At 62.7% G+C, this 16655-nt stretch carries 18 protein-coding genes and 1 pseudogene; 8 read left to right on the forward strand and 11 right to left on the reverse strand.

The annotated features are described in order from the left end of the window. Positions 1–82: 82 nt before the first annotated feature. The 3 genes from NKH70_RS14600 to NKH70_RS14610 form a co-directional block, all read right to left on the reverse strand. Positions 83–871 (reverse strand): ATP-binding cassette domain-containing protein, encoded by a 789-nt coding sequence (locus tag NKH70_RS14600; protein WP_352665846.1) that lies wholly within the window; start codon positions 869–871, stop codon positions 83–85. Next, the gene (locus tag NKH70_RS14605; RefSeq protein WP_353025502.1) at positions 868–1950 is read right to left on the reverse strand and encodes an ABC transporter permease; all 1083 of its coding nucleotides are present in this window, start codon (positions 1948–1950) and stop codon (positions 868–870) included. Before NKH70_RS14605 ends, NKH70_RS14600 begins: the two co-directional genes overlap by 4 nt. An 89-nt stretch (positions 1951–2039) precedes the next feature. Continuing rightward, positions 2040–3056 carry a sugar ABC transporter substrate-binding protein gene (locus NKH70_RS14610; protein ID WP_353025574.1) on the reverse strand — a complete coding sequence of 339 codons (1017 nt, stop codon included), beginning with the start codon at positions 3054–3056 and terminating at the stop codon, positions 2040–2042. Positions 3057–3285: 229 nt separating this feature from the next. Here NKH70_RS14610 and NKH70_RS14615 point away from each other — a divergent pair, with 229 nt between their 5' ends. The 6 genes from NKH70_RS14615 (at position 3286) to NKH70_RS14640 (ending at position 8686) form a co-directional block, all read left to right on the forward strand. Beyond that, the gene (locus NKH70_RS14615; RefSeq protein ID WP_353025504.1) at positions 3286–4515 is read left to right on the forward strand and encodes an ROK family transcriptional regulator; all 1230 of its coding nucleotides are present in this window, start codon (positions 3286–3288) and stop codon (positions 4513–4515) included. 2 nt (positions 4516–4517) lie between these two features. Next, complete coding sequence (locus NKH70_RS14620; protein ID WP_023679299.1) at positions 4518–4964, forward strand: RbsD/FucU family protein; 447 nt, start codon at positions 4518–4520, stop codon at positions 4962–4964. Further along, positions 4961–5884 (forward strand): carbohydrate kinase family protein, encoded by a 924-nt coding sequence (locus NKH70_RS14625; RefSeq protein ID WP_352977603.1) that lies wholly within the window; start codon positions 4961–4963, stop codon positions 5882–5884. The genes NKH70_RS14620 and NKH70_RS14625 overlap by 4 nt, the downstream gene beginning before the upstream one ends. A gap of 253 nt (positions 5885–6137) precedes the next feature. Further along, a complete protein-coding gene (locus NKH70_RS14630) occupies positions 6138–7280 on the forward strand; it encodes a DegT/DnrJ/EryC1/StrS family aminotransferase (protein WP_352454268.1) in 1143 nt (380 codons plus the stop codon). Positions 7281–7298: 18 nt separating this feature from the next. Then, positions 7299–7505, forward strand: coding sequence for a hypothetical protein (locus tag NKH70_RS14635; RefSeq protein ID WP_352832718.1), 207 nt, complete (start codon positions 7299–7301; stop codon positions 7503–7505). A 161-nt stretch (positions 7506–7666) separates the two neighbouring features. Continuing rightward, complete coding sequence (locus tag NKH70_RS14640; protein ID WP_353025505.1) at positions 7667–8686, forward strand: LLM class flavin-dependent oxidoreductase; 1020 nt, start codon at positions 7667–7669, stop codon at positions 8684–8686. A gap of 51 nt (positions 8687–8737) precedes the next feature. Here NKH70_RS14640 and NKH70_RS14645 read toward each other — a convergent pair whose 3' ends face one another. From NKH70_RS14645 to NKH70_RS14660, 4 genes and pseudogenes are all read right to left on the reverse strand, one after another. Next, complete coding sequence (locus tag NKH70_RS14645) at positions 8738–9220, reverse strand: RES family NAD+ phosphorylase (RefSeq protein ID WP_352832712.1); 483 nt, start codon at positions 9218–9220, stop codon at positions 8738–8740. After that, positions 9217–9651 carry an antitoxin Xre-like helix-turn-helix domain-containing protein gene (locus NKH70_RS14650; protein ID WP_352570002.1) on the reverse strand — a complete coding sequence of 145 codons (435 nt, stop codon included), beginning with the start codon at positions 9649–9651 and terminating at the stop codon, positions 9217–9219. Before NKH70_RS14650 ends, NKH70_RS14645 begins: the two co-directional genes overlap by 4 nt. 69 nt (positions 9652–9720) lie before the next feature. Beyond that, a complete protein-coding gene (locus tag NKH70_RS14655) occupies positions 9721–10062 on the reverse strand; it encodes a hypothetical protein (protein ID WP_353025576.1) in 342 nt (113 codons plus the stop codon). A 44-nt stretch (positions 10063–10106) separates the two neighbouring features. Further along, positions 10107–10343: pseudogene (locus NKH70_RS14660) on the reverse strand (CDP-alcohol phosphatidyltransferase family protein); the annotation flags it as partial. Positions 10344–10579: 236 nt separating this feature from the next. Between NKH70_RS14660 and NKH70_RS14665 the strand changes: the two are divergent. Next, entirely contained in the window at positions 10580–11092 is a 513-nt protein-coding gene (locus NKH70_RS14665) for a phosphatidylglycerophosphatase A family protein (RefSeq protein WP_353025506.1), read from the forward strand. Between the two features lie 79 nt (positions 11093–11171). Continuing rightward, the gene (locus tag NKH70_RS14670) at positions 11172–12248 is read left to right on the forward strand and encodes a tartrate dehydrogenase (protein ID WP_353025508.1); all 1077 of its coding nucleotides are present in this window, start codon (positions 11172–11174) and stop codon (positions 12246–12248) included. Positions 12249–12683: 435 nt separating this feature from the next. Here the strand turns inward: NKH70_RS14670 and NKH70_RS14675 are convergent, their stop codons facing one another. From NKH70_RS14675 to NKH70_RS14690, 4 genes are read right to left on the reverse strand one after another with little or no spacing between them, the layout of a single operon-like run. Then, complete coding sequence (locus NKH70_RS14675) at positions 12684–13862, reverse strand: hypothetical protein (protein WP_353025510.1); 1179 nt, start codon at positions 13860–13862, stop codon at positions 12684–12686. 55 nt (positions 13863–13917) lie between these two features. Beyond that, on the reverse strand, positions 13918–14925 hold the full coding sequence (locus NKH70_RS14680) for a succinylglutamate desuccinylase/aspartoacylase family protein (RefSeq protein WP_353025512.1): 1008 nt from the start codon (positions 14923–14925) through the stop codon (positions 13918–13920). 9 nt (positions 14926–14934) lie between these two features. Then, positions 14935–15279 (reverse strand): RidA family protein, encoded by a 345-nt coding sequence (locus NKH70_RS14685; protein WP_353025513.1) that lies wholly within the window; start codon positions 15277–15279, stop codon positions 14935–14937. A 49-nt stretch (positions 15280–15328) separates the two neighbouring features. After that, positions 15329–16648 carry an alanine racemase gene (locus NKH70_RS14690; protein WP_353025515.1) on the reverse strand — a complete coding sequence of 440 codons (1320 nt, stop codon included), beginning with the start codon at positions 16646–16648 and terminating at the stop codon, positions 15329–15331. Positions 16649–16655: the final 7 nt, after the last annotated feature.

The raw sequence follows: 16655 nt of genomic DNA on the forward strand, positions 1-16655 counted from the left end.
CGCAAGCCGGGTTGCCCTGCGGCAATTTGGTATTTTGAAACAGCGCATTTTGGCCCCTCGGCGATGGGCCTCAAATTCTTGCTCAAGCCGCCAGCGCCGCTTCTGGCGGCACCTTGGCGCCGGTCATGAAGGCGACCGCGTCGGACATCGTATACTGCTTCGGATCGATGACGCACAGGCGACGGCCGAGCCGGTGAATGTGGATGCGGTCCGCCACCTCGAAGACATGCGGCATGTTGTGTGAAATCAGCACGATCGGCAGGCCCCGCTTCTTCACGTCGAGGATCAATTCGAGCACGCGCCGGCTCTCCTTCACACCAAGTGCCGCCGTCGGCTCATCCATGATCACCACCCGGCTGCCGAAGGCGGCGGCGCGCGCCACCGCCACACCTTGACGCTGGCCGCCCGAGAGCGTTTCCACCGCCTGGCTGATGTTCTGGATGGTCATCAGGCCAAGCTCGGTGAGCTTGTCGCGGGCACGCTTTTCCATCGCCGGACGGTCGAGCATGCGCAGCCAGCTGCCAAGAAAGCCCGGCTTGCGGATCTCGCGGCCGAGGAACATGTTGTCGGCGATGGACAGCGCCGGCGACAGAGCCAGGTTCTGATAGACCGTCTCGATGCCGGCCTCGCGGGCCTCCATCGGCGATTTGAAGGCAATAGGCTTGCCTTCAAGCCGGATCTCGCCTTCGTCAGGGGTGACGGCTCCGGAAATCGCCTTGATAAGCGACGACTTGCCGGCGCCGTTGTCGCCGATGACAGCAAGGATTTCGCCCGGATAGAGGTCGAAGTCTGCGCTGTCGAGAGCGGTGACGCGGCCGTAGCGCTTGACCAGGCTGCGGGCGGTAAGGATCGGTTCCTGAGTCTGGTTCATGCCGAGATCTTCCTGATCCACTGGTCGATACCAACAGCGATGATGATAAGGGCGCCGACGGACAATTGCGTCCATTGGGGATCTGTCCCCCAAAGCCTGAGGCCGAGCGCGAACACCCCGACGATCAGCGCACCGAAGATGGTCCCGAGGATGGAACCGCGGCCGCCGAACAGCGATGTGCCGCCAATCACCACGGCGGTAATCGAATTGATGTTCTCGAACTGCCCAGCCTGCGGCGAGACCGATCCGATACGTCCGATCAAGGCCCAGCCGGCGATGGCACAAATGATGCCAGTCAGCGTATAGACCGTGACCAGCATCCGGCTGACGCGCACCCCCGACAGTTCCGCGGCTTCCGGGTCGTCGCCGACTGCGTAGACATGCCGGCCCCATGCCGTGTGATTGAGCACGTACCAGGCAATTGCCCCCATGATCAGCACCAACAGCACGCCATAGGTGAAAACGGCGCCGCCGATCCTGAACGAGCCGCCGAAAAACTGCAGCAGCGGTGCCGTCGCCTCGAGATCCTGGCTGCGGATGGTCTCGTTGCCGGAATAGATGAAGTTGATGGCAGCGTAGATCGACCAGGTGCCGAGCGTCACGATGAAGGGCGGCAGTTTCACCCAGGCGATGAGAATGCCGTTGATCAAGCCGCAAATCGCGCCGACAAGCAGCCCGACGGCAACGGCGACCGGCGCTGGAACACCGTAATGCATGGCAAACTGGCCCATAACAACCGAGCTCAGCACCATGATGGCGCCGACTGACAGGTCGATGCCGGCGGTGAGCACCACCAGTGTCTGCGCGATGCCGACCATGCCTGTTATCGCCACCTGCTGGAGGATCAGGGTGAGGGTGAAGGGAGAAAAGAAGCGGCCACCGACGACGGCTGCGAACAGAACCACCGAGATGAGCAGGATGATCAGCGGCACCATGGCGGGGCTTTTGTGCAAGCGGTGCTGGATGCTCTCCAATGTCGAGCGGGAATGCGTCTCGAATGAAGCGACGCTGGCGTCGCTGGCGGCCAGGACCGTCTCGAATTCCTGCGGTCCCTTGCTCCTGGTTGTTTCTACGCTCAAGTCGGCCTCCCCGCCTGTGATGTGGAGCGGCCGAAACCGCTCCACATTCTCTATTGTTGTTTTGAAGTTGAGCCGATCAGGGGATCAAATCAACCCCAGCACTTGCTGAGGCCTTGCTTCGTGTCGATGGATTCGATGCCGGCGGCAGGCTTGTCGGTGATCAGCGTGACGCCGGTGTTGTAGAAATCCAGACCGGGCGACGGCTCCGGCTTCTTGCCGGTGTCGGCAAAGGTCTTGATCGCTTCGATGCCGAGCGAGGCCATGAGCAGTGGATATTGTTGTGAAGTGGCGCCGATCACGCCCTCGGCAACGTTCTTGACACCAGGGCAGCCGCCATCGACCGAGACAATCAGGACGTCCTTCTCCTTGCCGACTGCCTTCAGCGCCTGGTAGGCGCCCGCGGCCGCAGGTTCGTTGATGGTGTAGACGACGTTGATATCCGGATCCTTCTGGAGGCAATTCTCCATGGCAGTATGCCCGCCATCCTCATTGCCGCTCGACAGATCATGACAGACGTTGCGTGCGTCGGTTTCGTCGCCGATCTTCTTGGGATCGCCGAGGTGGATGCCGAAGCCCTTCATGAAGCCTTGATCACGCTGGACGTCGACGGAGGGCTGGCTGGCGATCAGATCCATGTAGGCGATGTGCGCATCCTTGGCCTTGTCGCCCAAGGTAGCCTTTGCCCAGGAGCCGATAAGCTCGCCGGCCTTGAAATTGTCGGTCGCAAACGTCGCATCCGCGGCATCGGCAGGCTCGAGCTGCGTGTCGAGAGCGATCACCAGCACCCCTGCATCGCGCGCCTTCTTCACCGCCGGCACGATGGCCGCAGTGTCGGTGGCGGTGATCAAAATGCCCTTGGCGCCGTCGGCGATGCAGGATTCGATCGCCGCAACCTGGCCCTCGTTGTCACCTTCCGCCTTGCCGGCGTAGGACTTCAGGTCGACGCCAATTTCCTTGGCTTTCGCGGCGGCACCTTCCTTCATCTTGACGAAGAAGGGATTAGTGTCGGTCTTGGTGATCAAGCAGGCGCCGACCCCGGCGGCCGATGCCGTCGATGCAAAAGCCATCAGGCTCAGTCCAGCCGCGGCAAACACGGTGGATTTCAACAGTTTTGACGTGGTCACGATTTTCCTCCCATGGAACCATTTAGGATGCCGGCCAACCGACATCTGCAGCGCGTCCGACGAAATCTCCCAGCGTCGACGCCGACGTCAAGAGACACCAGTCCGCCAGCACTGTCAATAATTAAATCACTCTTATTTATTATTGACAACGCAGGATTGTTCACTCACTCTAGACCAAAAGCATTTGAGGGGAAACGACGGGAGGAACAGGGTGGAGACCGGCATTACGAGGCACGGCTCGCCCGATGCGGCCGAAAGCCGTCTGCACCGCGGCACCAATCAAAGCGGCATGCGGGACCAAAATGAGCGGCTGGTGCTGTCGCTGGTGCGCCAGCACGGCAGCCTGGCCAAATCCGACATTGCACGCATGACGGGCCTTTCGGCGCAGACAGTCTCGGTCATCATGCGCGAGTTGGAGGAGGACGACCTGCTCGTTCGCCAAGCGCCGTTGCGCGGCAAGATCGGACAGCCCTCGATACCCATGGCGCTCAATCCCGACGGCGCCTATTTCATCGGCCTGAAGATCGGCCGCCGTAGCGCCGAACTGGTGCTGATCGATTTCCTCGGCAACGTACGCTCGATGCTGCAGCATTCCTACCGCTATCCGGCGCCGCGCGAGACGGTGGAATTCGTCACAAGCGGTATGAAGAAGATGCGCGGCGAACTCACCCCGGGGCAGGACAAGCGCATTGCCGGGCTTGGAATCGCCATGCCGTTCGAATTGTGGAACTGGGCCGACACCGCCGGCGCGCCGCGCGAAATCATGGACGAATGGCGCCATCGCGATATTCGCGCCGATATCCAGGCGCAATGCGAATTTCCAGTCTATCTGCAAAACGACGCAACGTCGGCCTGCGGCGCCGAGCTCGTGTTCGGCCAGGCGGCGGGCGCGGCGCGCGATTTCGTCTATTTCTATATCGGCGCCTTTGCCGGCGGCGGCATCGTGCTCAATGGCCGGCTTTTTGGCGGCCCAACCGGCAATGCCGGCGCGCTGGGCTCGATGCCGGTGCCCGGGCCGGACGGCAAGCCGACCCAGCTGATCGACGTGGCGTCGATCGCCATGCTGGAAAAGGCGCTCAACGCGCGCGGCGTCGAGGCCTCGCATCTGTGGACCTCACCGCAGGACTGGGGCGAGATCGGCGCCGAGCTCGACGACTGGATCACCAGCGCCTCGCAGGCACTCGCCTATGCCATCGTTGCGGCGTCCTCTGTCATCGATTTCGAAGCCGCGGTGATCGACGGATGGATGCCGCTCGCCGTGCGCCGCCGGCTCGTCGGCGCCGTCATCGAAGCTATCGGCAGGATCGACGGCGAAGGCCTGAGGCTGCCGGGCGTTCGCGAGGGAACGGTCGGCATCCATGCGCGAGCGCTAGGTGGCGCCAGCCTGCCGCTATCGGAGCGCTTTCTCATCAGCTCGACCACGATTTCCCGGAGCTTCTGAGCATGCTGATCGGCATCCCGGCGCTGCTCGGCCCGGAGCTTCTGGCGATATTGCGCGCCATGGGCCATGGCGACGAGATCGCCCTTGTCGACGGCAACTACCCGGCCGAGCAGCAGGCACAGCGGCTGATCCGCGCCGACGGTCACCATCTCGTCCCGGTGCTGGATGCCGTATTGAGCGTGTTGCCGGTCGATGACGCCGTGCCGCAGGCGCTGTTTCGCGCCTCGGCCAAAGGCGATCCCCTGCTCGCCGATCCGGTTCACCACGAGATGGAAGCGATCTGCGCCAGGCGTGCGCCGGGCCGCAAGGTGGTTGCGCTTGCCGGCGCCGACTTCTATGCACGGGTCAAGGCCGCGCACGCGATCGTCGCGACGAGCGAGCCGCGGCTTTATGCCAACATCATCATCCGCAAGGGCGTGATCTATCCGCCGGAAAGCAAGACTTCATGATCCTCTGCTGCGGCGAAGCCCTGATCGACATGCTGCCCCGCACCACGACGGAGGGCGAGCCGGCCTTTGCGCCCTATGTCGGCGGTGCCGTCTTCAACTCGGCAATTGCGCTTGGCCGGCTCGGCGCGCCCGCTGCCTTCTTCTCCGGCCTGTCGTCGGATCTGTTCGGGGGCCAGCTCAGGGAGGCGCTGGGGGCCAGCAAGGTCAGTTCCACCTATGCACACACCTCGCCGCGGCCGACTACGCTCGCCTTCGTGCGCCTCACCAACGGCCAGGCGACCTACACATTCTATGACGAGAACACCGCCGGGCGCATGCTGACCATCGAGGACCTGCCGGAACTCGGCAGCGAGATCGAGGCGATGCTGTTTGGCGCCATCAGCCTGATCTCGGAACCGGCCGGGTCGGCCTATGAGGAGTTCATGCGACGCGAGCACGAGCGCCGCGTGATGATGCTCGACCCCAACATCCGGCCAAACTTCATTCCCGACAAGGCCAGGCACCTCAGGCGCATCCGCAACATGATGGCGATGGCCGACGTCGTGAAACTGTCGGACGAGGATCTGAACTGGTTCGGCGAAGCCGGCTCGCATGAGGACGTGGTCCGGAACTGGCTGGACCGCGGTCCGAAGCTGATCGTCGTCACCCATGGCAGCGAGGGCGCGGTCGGTTACAGCAGCCAGCACCGGGTCACCGTCGTACCGGACAAGGTCGAGGTGGTCGATACGGTCGGCGCCGGCGACACATTCAACGCCGGCATCCTTGCTTCCTTGCACGAACAGGGTCTGCTGTCGAAGACGGCAATCGCCAGCCTGCCGGAAGATGCCATCCAAAAGGCGCTGACGCTCGGCGCCAAGGCCGCAGCGGTGACGGTATCGCGGGCCGGCGCCAATCCACCATGGCGGCATGAACTCGCTTGACCGGCTGGTGCGCAGCCCATGGACTGCTCACCGGCGATCACTTTATGTTTCGCCCAGCCTGGCGGGCGGGATGCGAAGCCTGTATCAGGCCGGCCGAAGCCCGGATTTCCCCGCGTTTAAGAGGGCAGATCGGAAATCAGAGGTAACAGGCTGCGACACTTGAGCAATTCAGGGTTTTGCCCTGCGGCTTTCTCGGCAATGCCAAGTCTGCTACCAGCGGCCGGTTATCTGGCTAAAACCGTTTGAGGCCGACATGCAGTTCATCGATCTTGGCGCGCAGCGCGAACGCATCCGCGACAGGCTGAAAGCGGCAATCGACCGAGTTGTCGACGAGGGCCGCTATATTCTCGGACCTCAGGTCACCGAATTCGAAAACAAGCTCGCCGCCTATATCGGCACCAAGCATGTGGTCGCTTGCGCCAACGGCACCGATGCGCTGCTGCTGCCGCTGTTTGCCGCCGGCATCGGCCCCGGCGACGCGGTGTTCGTGCCGAGCTTCACCTTCGCCGCCACGGCCGAAGTGGTGGCGCTGACCAAGGCCGAACCGGTGTTCGTCGATGTCGATGCCGACAGCTACAATATCGACATCGCCAGCCTCGAGGCGGCAATCGCCATGATCAAGGCGGAGGGCCGGCTGAGGCCGAAGGCAATCATTCCCGTTGACCTGTTCGGCCTCGCCGCCGATTACGAGGCGATCATGGCCATCGCCGATCGCGAAGGCCTGATGGTCATCGAGGATGCGGCGCAGGCGACCGGCGGCTCGGCTCACGGCAAGATGTGCGGCTCGTTCGGCACCGTCGGCTCGACCAGCTTCTATCCGGCAAAGCCGCTCGGCTGCTATGGCGACGGCGGTGCGATGTTCACCAATGACGATGCGCTGGCCGAACAGCTGCGCTCGTTCGCCTTTCACGGAAAGGGCGAAACGCAATACGACAATGTCCGCGTCGGCATCAATTCACGGCTCGACACGCTTCAGGCGGCGATCCTGATAGAGAAGCTGGCCATCCTCGAGGACGAGATGGTGGCGCGGCAAGCGGTCGCCAATCGCTATGCCGAAGGTCTCGGCGATATCGTCAAGGCGGCGCGCAATCTGGGCGGCGGCCGCTCGGCCTGGGCGCAATACGCCATCGAAACGCCGAAACGCGACGGGCTCAAGGCACATCTCGGTGAAAAGGGCATTCCGTCGGTCATCTACTATGTGAAACCGCTGCACAGCCAGATTGCCTATCGCGATTATCCGCGCACGCCGACCGGCCTTGCCGTTTCGGAAGAGCTGCCGAAGCGCATCCTGTGCCTGCCGATGCATCCCTATCTGAGCGAGGCTGACCAGGACCGGATCATCGAAACGATCCGTAACTATATCGGCTCGAATTCGGCGCATGTAGCGGCGGCATAAATTCGAAAGTTTCGAAGCGTGGTCTCGGAATACATCGACGAGTTCATCATGTTCTGCGCCGGGTTGTGGATGGCTGGCGTCGGCTTCGGATTTCTCTCGAACCCCTCTCAAGCTCGCCCGGGCCAACAGCAGGCATGGTGGACCAACTTTGGAACCCATTTTAAATGGATGGGGCCGCTGTTGATCATCATCGCGATAGCGCTCGCATTCGCGGCGCCTTCCTAGACTCGCGTCCGACGGCAGCTCGGCACGGTCGGCATCGTTGATCAACAACCGCCGATTCAAGCTTTGCGCGTCAAGGCAGGCGATCATCGGCACCGATTTTGCGATGCTTTGCTGCGCGCCGCAGCATAGTCTGCACCTGGCTCCCCTTTAGGCTGGTTCTCATGAAGAAGATTGGTTTCCTCTCGTTCGGGCACTGGACGCCCTCGCCGCAATCGCAGACGCGGACGGCATCCGACGCGCTTTTGCAGTCCATCGAGCTGGCCGTCGCGGCCGAGGAGCTGGGTGCGGACGGCGCGTATTTCCGCGTGCATCACTTCGCGCGCCAGCTCGCCTCGTCCTTCCCGCTGCTGGCAGCGGTTGGGGCGAAGACCAGCCGAATCGAGATCGGCACGGCGGTGATCGACATGCGCTATGAGAACCCGCTCTACATGGCCGAGGACGCCGGCGCCGCCGACCTAATCGCCGGAGGGCGTCTGCAGCTGGGCATCAGCCGCGGCTCGCCGGAGCAGGTGATCGAGGGATGGCGCTACTTCGGCTACGCCCCGCAAGAGGGCGAGAGCGATGCCGACATGGCCCGCAGACACACCGGAGTGCTGCTCGAAGTGTTACTGGGCAAAGGCTTTGCGCAGCCCAATCCGCGGCCGATGTTTCCCAACCCGCCCGGCCTGCTTCGCGTTGAACCACACTCGGAGGGCCTGCGCGACCGCATCTGGTGGGGCGCCGCCACCAACGCCACGGCGGAATGGGCGGCGAAGCTGGGGATGAACCTGCAAAGCTCCACGCTCAAATTCGATGAAGGCGGAAAGCCGTTTCACATCCAGCAGGCCGAACAGATCCGGGCTTTTCGTGAGGCCTGGAAGACGGCCGGACACACGCGCGAGCCGCGGGTGTCGGTCAGCCGGAGCATTTTTGCCTTGGTCGACGATCGCGACCGCGCCTATTTCGGCGGCAATGAGAGCGGAGATCAGTTCGGTTACATCGAGGCAGACAGGCGCGCCGTCTTCGGCCGCTCCTATGCCGCCGAACCGGACGTCCTCATCGAGCAGCTAAAGGGCGACGAAGCCATCGCCGAGGCCGATACGCTGCTGCTTACCGTCCCCAACCAGCTCGGGGTCGACTACAACGCCCATGTCATCGAGGCGATTCTGACCCATGTCGCCCCAGGCTTGGCCTGGCGCTGACGAGTTTGAACAATCGACGCCACAGGCAAGAACCTGCCCCTCCTGACCTGCTCAGGAGCCGAACAGGCGACTGTCCCAATATACGGGTTGATGCAGGCTGGCTGTGATCAAGGCAAACTCCGGATGGGTCGGATTGATCAACACGTTGTTGTCGAGGCGAGCCACGACGCTTGGCACGATCAAGATCGCGCTGCGGCGCTCGACATACCACGTCTCGCCGAATTCCTTGCTCACCTTTGCCGGCATCATATCCCACCCCGGCAGCGACGGCTGCGAAAATATCTCGTAGCTTAGTCCGCGCGGAACCATGATCTGGACGTAGTGCTGGTTGGGCGGCAGTCTGCCGCTGCCGTGCACCAGCTTTTCCAGCAACGCTGTCGAATAGTGCTCGCTAGTGTAAATCACTGGGCTGCCAGGCGTGTTCCAGCGGCCGGGCGCGATCGTCGAGCCCGTCGCGTCAAAGATCGGATAGGTGCCGGCAGGATCGCCGATCCTGAAGCACGGCAGCGTCCGATCGAGTATCTGCGCCGTCAAGCGGCAGTGCCGTATTTCAGGCCTGCAAGGATATCGATCACCAGCTCGGCGCCGATCTCGTTTCGGATGACCATTTCGATCGGGCGTCGGTCTTCCAGCATGGGATGAGGTCGAAATAGAAAGTCACGAGCCTCATCTTCGATCTTCCAGACGTCGAGGGCCAAGTCCCATGCACGAGCCACCCGTGCCACCCGCATGCCCTCCTCCGAAGACAGTCGAAGAGCGCCCCTCTTCCGACGTTCATAGGTTGCCTTTGGAACGAGGCGGTATTTGAATTGGGCATCGGCCGGTGCCAGCAATTGTGAGACGCGTTCGAGCGCGCCGATGGGCAATCCGCCTTCAATTCGAGCCATCAGCCCGAATGGCGACCGTGCAGCCGTTTCCTTGGGCGACAGCCCCAGCACGTCGGCTATATTTCCAAATGCTAACATCTCTGCTTCCCATTCATATGAAGCAGTATATAGCCTCACATGAGGCTGAATGCAAGCGTTCTTGCGGTCTCACGGCTGGTTGCCGTCGGCTCGTTTAAGCATCGTAAATGCACGACTGATCCGTTGTAGCGCTGTGGCGTTGGCCAGCACTGCGTACAGCGCGAACCCACCCGCCAGAATCCAGGGCGAAGCCGCGCCCATGGCGGTCGCGACTCCGTCGGCGGCGAGCAGCACGCAAATGAACACCAGACGTTCCATCCGCTCGAAGAAATCCGGCCAACCATGGTTTTCTACGGGAATTTCCAGCGCCGTCCGTGCCTTGGCGTAACTTGTGAGTATCCCGCCGGCGAACGCGAACATTGCGATCGCCCACAGATCGGCGACCCAGCCGATTGCCGCAAAGACGGCCAATTCCTGATAGCGGTCGACGACAGCGTCGAAATACCGGCCTTGGTGCTCATATTTGTCCGGCGGGCGACCGCACCGTCCAGCGCGTCGAAGGTGAAGGCAAACGCCAGGCAAAGGCCAAAGGCAAGACTTGAATGGTGATAGACATAGGCGGCCGACGACAAGGCGACGAGCACGAGCCCGCTAGCCGTAACCTGGTTCGGCGTCATGCCGATCCCGATCAGCGGAGAGGCGGCCTGCTCCCATAGCGGGTCGATGCGACTTTTCATGAGACAGGCGATCATGGCGGCTCCTCTGATGATGTCGTTTCACCGAGCTTTACCAGCAATTTGCGGGTTTGTTCCACCGTCGCCACCGTTCGACTTGGTCAACGCAGACGGAGAACTGGCTCAGCAACGTTCTCAACCCGCCGCAACAGCGATTTCTTTTTGGCGGATGCGGCCGGCGGATTAAGGCGCTCGCCAAAGCTGACGGAGCAAATCGACCGGCGGTCTGGCGGCCGCACCCGAACGATGTGACTATGATTGCTTGCCATCCGTCGGAAGCCGGCCGAAACTCGATGCATAAATTTTCACCCAGGTTTGCCTACCTGCTCGCGACCTCTCTTGGCGCGGGATTATCTCCAGTATGGCCGGGCACGGTCGGCGCAATGGTTGGAGTGGCTGTTGCCGCAGCTCTGATACCTGCATCGCCTTGGCTGACCGTGCTTGCCTATGCGGCCCTGTTCGCCGTTGGCGTATGGGCGTCATCGCATGTTATCTCCGGTACCGGGACGGAGGATCCGCAGATCGTCGTCATCGATGAGACCTTCGGCGCCGCCGCGACACTTTCCATGCTTCCGATCGACCCACTCTGGTGGGCAGCAGGCTTCCTTGCTTTCCGGTTTTTCGACGTCGTCAAGCCTTGGCCCATCCGTATCATGCATGACAAGGTAAGGGGTGGGGCCGGCATTATGCTGGACGACGCGGCCGCGGCTGTCGTCGCTGGGGCGTTGCTGCTCCTGCTGAACGGTTTGATTGACCATTTGCGGTAATGGGGGCATTCGGCCCCACTGCCAAAGGCCAGCACGATGGTCCATGCGAGTTTAGCGCCACAAGAGGAGGACTGGACCAATGCGAAGCTATAGGATCGCGGCCATTCCAGGCGATGGGATCGGCAAGGAAGTCGTAGCGGCCGGCCTTCGTGCGCTGGCCTCCTGCGCCACGCGCGACGGCGGTTTCAGTCTCGAGGTGCAGCATTTCGACTGGGGCTCGGACTACTACAAGCTGAACGGCGTGATGATGCCCAAGGACGGCACCGAGCGGCTGAAGGCCTTCGACGCGATCTATTTCGGCGCCGTCGGCGCGCCAGACGTGCCCGACCATCTGACGCTTTGGGGGTTGCGGCTCGCGATCTGCCAGCCCTTCGACCAATACGCCAACGTGCGCCCGACCCGCATCCTGCCCGGTATCGAGAGCCCGCTTCGCGGCGTCACGGCAGGGGATCTCGACTGGGTCATCGTTCGGGAGAATTCGGAAGGCGAGTACGCCGGCCAGGGCGGGCGCTCGCATCTCGGCCTGCCTGAGGAAGTTGCAACCGAGGTCTCGATCTTCACCCGCGCCGGCGTCACGCGCATCATGCGCTTCGCCTTCGAGATGGCGCGGTCACGGCCGCGAAAGCTGTTGACGGTGGTCACCAAGTCGAACGCCCAGCGTCACGGCATGGTGCTCTGGGACGACATCGCGCATGAGGTCGCGGCTGATTTTCCGGATGTTGCATGGGACAAAATGCTGGTCGACGCGATGACGGTGCGCATGACGCTCAATCCGTGCTCGCTCGACACGATCGTCGCGACCAACCTTCACGCCGACATCCTGTCGGATCTTGCGGCCGCACTTGCCGGATCGATCGGCATCGCGCCGACTGCGAACCTCAACCCCGAGCGGCGGTTTCCGTCGATGTTCGAGCCGATCCACGGCTCGGCCTTCGACATCACCGGCAAGGGCATCGCCAATCCGGTCGGCACGTTCTGGTCGGCGGTGATGATGCTGGAGCATCTCGGCGAGCCGGCTGCCGCGGCGCGCCTGATGCGCGCCATCGAGCGCGTGACGGCGGACGCCTCACTGCACACGCCCGACCTCGGCGGAACCGCCACCACCGACAAGGTCACCGAAGCGGTTTGCACGGCCCTACTCGGCGACAACGAGTAGGAAAAGGAGCAAGCGCCTGGCATCGCTGTCATTCCCAGTGATGGCATCGGCAAGGAAGTCATGCCCGAAGGCGGGAGGCATCCGCACTCGCCGCCGTTCACCGATAGTGTTCGTGCGCCTCCGTGCGGAAACCGAACCCATCAAGTGTTTCGATAAGCACCTGTACAGGATCAAGCACACCGTGCGTTGACCGCCACGCGACAAAGCCGTCCGGCCTGACGAAGGCGGCACCGCCGCTACGTATACTCGGAAGCGTATAAAGACTAAAATACGCTAGAGCGTATAATCTTAGATCCCCATGGACCTTCACAGCCATGCTTTCAGCTTGTCCGGCCGCCGCCGGCCAATGTGACCGAAGCGAATAGTCGGCACGCTCATAAAGCTCCAAGGCAAAGCGAGGTCAGTCCTAGCAGACTGAGGCAACGGATCGGTTTTTCAAACGGATCGTGCGGCACTCAGCCAATCGAGTCGTGCGGCAGGGACAAGGCCGTAATTGTAAAAATTGATGCCGTCGACATCCGGCGCCATCGCAGGTTTCACCTTGGCGGTGAGGATATCGGGGCCTGCCATTTCCGGATAGAACAGCCGGTAGCCGGCGCCGAGGAATTTTTCCGCGCCAAGGGCTGCGCGTCCGGCTGCCATCAGTCTGGCGACCTCGCCGGGCTGCATGTCGTAGGCACACAGGATTGCCCCGTCACAGACCTTGCCGAGCGCCGCGAGATCGCAGCCGCCAAGCCAACCGTCTTTCAAATCGATGATGACAACGCGGGTCGCCGGATTGGCCACCTCGCGCAGTTCGGCGACCAGGCTGGTCACCGGTTCGAACCGCCACTGCAGGTAGCCATGGAGTTCCGGCCATGGCAAAAAAGTGTCGAGGCCGCTCCCCGGAAAATCTGGAAAGCGCCGTTCGGGCACGGCGCGCTCGCAGGTCTCGACGATCCATTGCCCGACGAGCTTGCGCGCTACTTCGCCGTCGACGCGGGCCCCGGCCGCGCGCGCAAGGCAGGACGGACAAAAACATATCGACAACAGAAAATCGACTTCCGGCGTCAGCCCGACACCATCTTTCTCATGATGGTATTCGTGGGCGAAGCCCATGAAGGAAGGGCTTTCAAGCTCGATCCGGTCTGGCCTGTAGCTGTGCGAGATATCGGCGATCAGCGCGCGGACATAGGCGCGCGCATCCGGATGTGATGGGCAGAGATTGTAGTAGTTGGGATCGCCGAAGGCGTTGCGGGTTACGGCCTGCGGATGAAGCATGCCGAGCCGGGTGTTGTGCAAGCAGACCGTCCAGCACGAAACGCCGAGCCCGCCCACCTCGCGCCGGCGGACAAGGTCGCCAAGCACATCGCCGCCTTCCATGATCACGTCCGCCACCTTGGGCTGGATGGCAAGGTCGGCCCAGCGTGCCGCATCTGGCTTGAAATAGATGGTTCCGTCTTCCGGAAAATAGGCTTTCCGGCGCGGGCTGCGCGGCTGCAGGAACCGGCCAGCGTGATAGGAAGTCGCCAGACTGATCATGTTGAGCCCGGCACGCTCGACAAGATCGCGCTCGACCGTCTCCAAGCCCAGATCCTGGACATCCCAAGGATAGGTCCACATGGACAGTTGCATCCGGTTATCCTCAGTCTTGATCCCGATATGGGCGTATGGTCGGGAGGGCTTCTTATCAGTCGACCGGCTCGGCGACCTGCATGAGGCAGTCTCCCGCCTCGCACATCGTGTGCAGCCGCCGCGAAAGCACAATGCCGCTTTCGACGAAGTGCAGGGCTTGCTCGGCGAGGTCGAGCCGTTCGAGGTCGTGGTACCAGCCCGCCAGTTGGCCTGAAGTCACGCTGTCGCCCAGCCTGACTGCCGGCTCGAACCAACCACGGCTTGTGGCATAAAGGCCCTGACTGTGCCGAGACAACGAAAGAAGCCGCGTCGGCGCCGAAGGCCCGGTTGCCGGTGCAAGAACCGGCGCCTCAACCACTCCCAAGGCGGCCATCAGGGCGTCGAGTGCGCGGGCGGTAATCTCCATAGTATCGACCGTGACAGTGCCACCGCCGCCGAACTCTCCGCTGACGCCGATGGCGCCGGCCCGGCGCGCCGCACCCATGGAGGTCGGTGAGGCCTGGCCGTTGTCGGCCACGAACCCATAGGGCATGCTGAGCGTCCGCATCAGCTCCACACCGCGCCGGTGCCGGTCGGGATCGGTATTGTGCTCGACCAGCGCGGTCGGCAGATGCTCCATCGAGGTGCCGCCAGAATGAATGTCGAAGATGACGTCGTGGCGGGGAAACAGTTCCATCTCCAGGAAATTGGCAAGCCGGCTTGTTGGCGTGCCTGACGGGTCGCCCGGAAAGGCGCGGTTGAGATTGCCGCCGTCGAGTGGCGAGCAGCGCTTTGCGGCGATCACCGCCGGCACGTTCGCCGTCGGCAGGATGGTGACGCGACCCTTGATCCGCTTGGGATCGAGCCGGCGCACCAGCTTTGCCAGCGACAGCTCGCCTTCATATTCGTCGCCGTGATTGCCGGCCATCAGAAGCACCGACGGGCCTTCGCCGTTGCGGACAAGGCAGATCGGGACCTTGACCTGGAAATAGGGCGAACGGTCGATCGAAAACGGAATGCTGAGATGGCCGAGTGTCTTGCCGTCCCGGTCGAAGTCGAGCGTATGGCTGAGGCCGGTGTGCATGGCGGCGGCTCAGACAGCTGCGATCGCAGTGACCTCTATGCGGAGGTCGGGATCGGCGAGACGCGCCTCGACACAGGCGCGCGCCGGCAGGCGCGCAGGATCCACCCAGGCATCGTAGATGCTGTTCATGGCATCGAAGTCGGCGATCTGCGGCAGGAAGATATTGATCGCCACTAGCCTCGACTTGCTGCTGCCGGCCTCAACAAGGAGCGCCTCGACCTTGGAGAGCACGTCGTTCGTCTGACCCTCGATGCCGGCCTTGCGGTCGTCTGCCACCTGGCCTGCGATGTGCACAAGGCCGCCATAGGCGACCGCCTGAGACATGCGGGAGCCGGACTGGAAGTACTTGATCATATCAGATCCTTTCGAGGTTCTCTTTTTTGGAAGTGGCCGCGATATCTGCTCAGCCGAAATAGGTAGGAAAGGCGTGGCGGACATACCCGGCCGCGTCGGCGCCGAAGATCACGCGATAGCGATCGAGGCAGGTGCAGGGGTGCGAGATGCCGAATTCAACGACGTCACCAACGGCAATATCGTCGCCCGACGCAATTTCCAGGAAGGCGTGCTGGTCGTTGAGCTTGAAGACCTCGGCACGCGCTTTCGGCAGCTGCTTGCCGGCACGAAAGATGGTCACGACCTTCGGAAAGCCCTGGTCGAACGACACGTCGCGCATGCCCATACCGCAGATAGCAAGGCCGGGCTCCGGCCGCGACAGTACCTCGGCCCACAGGCGCAAAGCCGGATGGAAGGAATTTCGTGCGGAAGCACTGACGCCGCCGATCGCAAAACCGTCGCGGGCATCGAGTGCGCCGAGCGACCTGTCGTAGACGCCATGGTCGTGAAAGAAGATGGCGCCGCTGCGCAGCACCAACGTGGCATTGCCGTCCCTGGAGACGAGGGGCGAAAGCGCTCCGACCACCTTGTCGAAGTACACCGAGCCGCCGGCGGTGACGATCAGCGGGGTGTCGCCGCCGACGCGGGCGCGGAGCCGCAGGAACATATCGGCTGTCATTGCCAACAGGGCGGATATCGCCTCATCGGTGCGGCCAGGATCGGCTTGCGCCGCGGCACCTTCGTAGGTTGCGACCCCGGCGATCAGCAGCCGCCCGCCGGCTGCTACAACCGCGTCGGCGATCGCCTCGGCTTTGCCGGTGGTCCGGGCGCCTGCCCTCCCCGCACCAAGTTCGACGAGCACGCGCAATGGCGGCAGCGTCGCATTGGCGCGCCAAGCTTTAGCAAGCGCATTCACGGCATCGAGAGAGTCGGCAAAAACGTAGAACTCGGCGCTTGGCCAGGCGCCGACAAGGACAGCAAGTCGGTTTGCACCACCTGGTCCACCGACCTCATTGGCGATGATCAGCCGAGAGAGCCCGGCTCTGAGCATCACTGTGGCCGGCCTTATGTCGGCGACGGTCGTGCCCCATGCTCCGGCCTCGATCAGCGACCGGGCAAGGTCAGGCGCCATCGGGGTCTTGGCATGCGGGGCGATCACGGCGCCCTGTTCTCGCGCATACCCCAGGAACAGGTCACGATTGGCGATGAAGGCCTCCTCGTCGAGGGTCAACACCGGCAACGACATACGTCCATGCGCTGGATGCCAGCGCTCAGATGCGACAAAGCTGCTGTCCAGCCCGAGGGTGCCAGGCGGCACGCCGCGGATACGATCGTCGAGCAGGAAATTTTCACGGGTCGCGAGCGACAGTACGGGTGAGTTTTCGGTCATCCGATGC

This window comes from Mesorhizobium sp. M0991 (assembly GCF_040318915.1).
In the GTDB taxonomy this organism is placed as follows: Bacteria; Pseudomonadota; Alphaproteobacteria; order Rhizobiales; family Rhizobiaceae; genus Mesorhizobium.

Excerpts from the sequence above, each read along its gene's own strand:
- NKH70_RS14640 (WP_353025505.1), top strand. The coding sequence starts at position 7,667 with ATGAAGAAGATTGGTTTCCTCTCGTTCGGGCACTGGACGCCCTCGCCG.
- NKH70_RS14620 (WP_023679299.1), top strand. The coding sequence starts at position 4,518 with ATGCTGATCGGCATCCCGGCGCTGCTCGGCCCGGAGCTTCTGGCGATA.
- NKH70_RS14625 (WP_352977603.1), top strand. The coding sequence starts at position 4,961 with ATGATCCTCTGCTGCGGCGAAGCCCTGATCGACATGCTGCCCCGCACC.
- NKH70_RS14650 (WP_352570002.1), bottom strand. The coding sequence starts at position 9,651 with ATGTTAGCATTTGGAAATATAGCCGACGTGCTGGGGCTGTCGCCCAAG.
- NKH70_RS14665 (WP_353025506.1), top strand. The coding sequence starts at position 10,580 with ATGATTGCTTGCCATCCGTCGGAAGCCGGCCGAAACTCGATGCATAAA.
- NKH70_RS14690 (WP_353025515.1), bottom strand. The coding sequence starts at position 16,648 with ATGACCGAAAACTCACCCGTACTGTCGCTCGCGACCCGTGAAAATTTC.
- NKH70_RS14680 (WP_353025512.1), bottom strand. The coding sequence starts at position 14,925 with ATGCACACCGGCCTCAGCCATACGCTCGACTTCGACCGGGACGGCAAG.
- NKH70_RS14600 (WP_352665846.1), bottom strand. The coding sequence starts at position 871 with ATGAACCAGACTCAGGAACCGATCCTTACCGCCCGCAGCCTGGTCAAG.
- NKH70_RS14675 (WP_353025510.1), bottom strand. The coding sequence starts at position 13,862 with ATGCAACTGTCCATGTGGACCTATCCTTGGGATGTCCAGGATCTGGGC.
- NKH70_RS14630 (WP_352454268.1), top strand. The coding sequence starts at position 6,138 with ATGCAGTTCATCGATCTTGGCGCGCAGCGCGAACGCATCCGCGACAGG.
- NKH70_RS14685 (WP_353025513.1), bottom strand. The coding sequence starts at position 15,279 with ATGATCAAGTACTTCCAGTCCGGCTCCCGCATGTCTCAGGCGGTCGCC.
- NKH70_RS14670 (WP_353025508.1), top strand. The coding sequence starts at position 11,172 with ATGCGAAGCTATAGGATCGCGGCCATTCCAGGCGATGGGATCGGCAAG.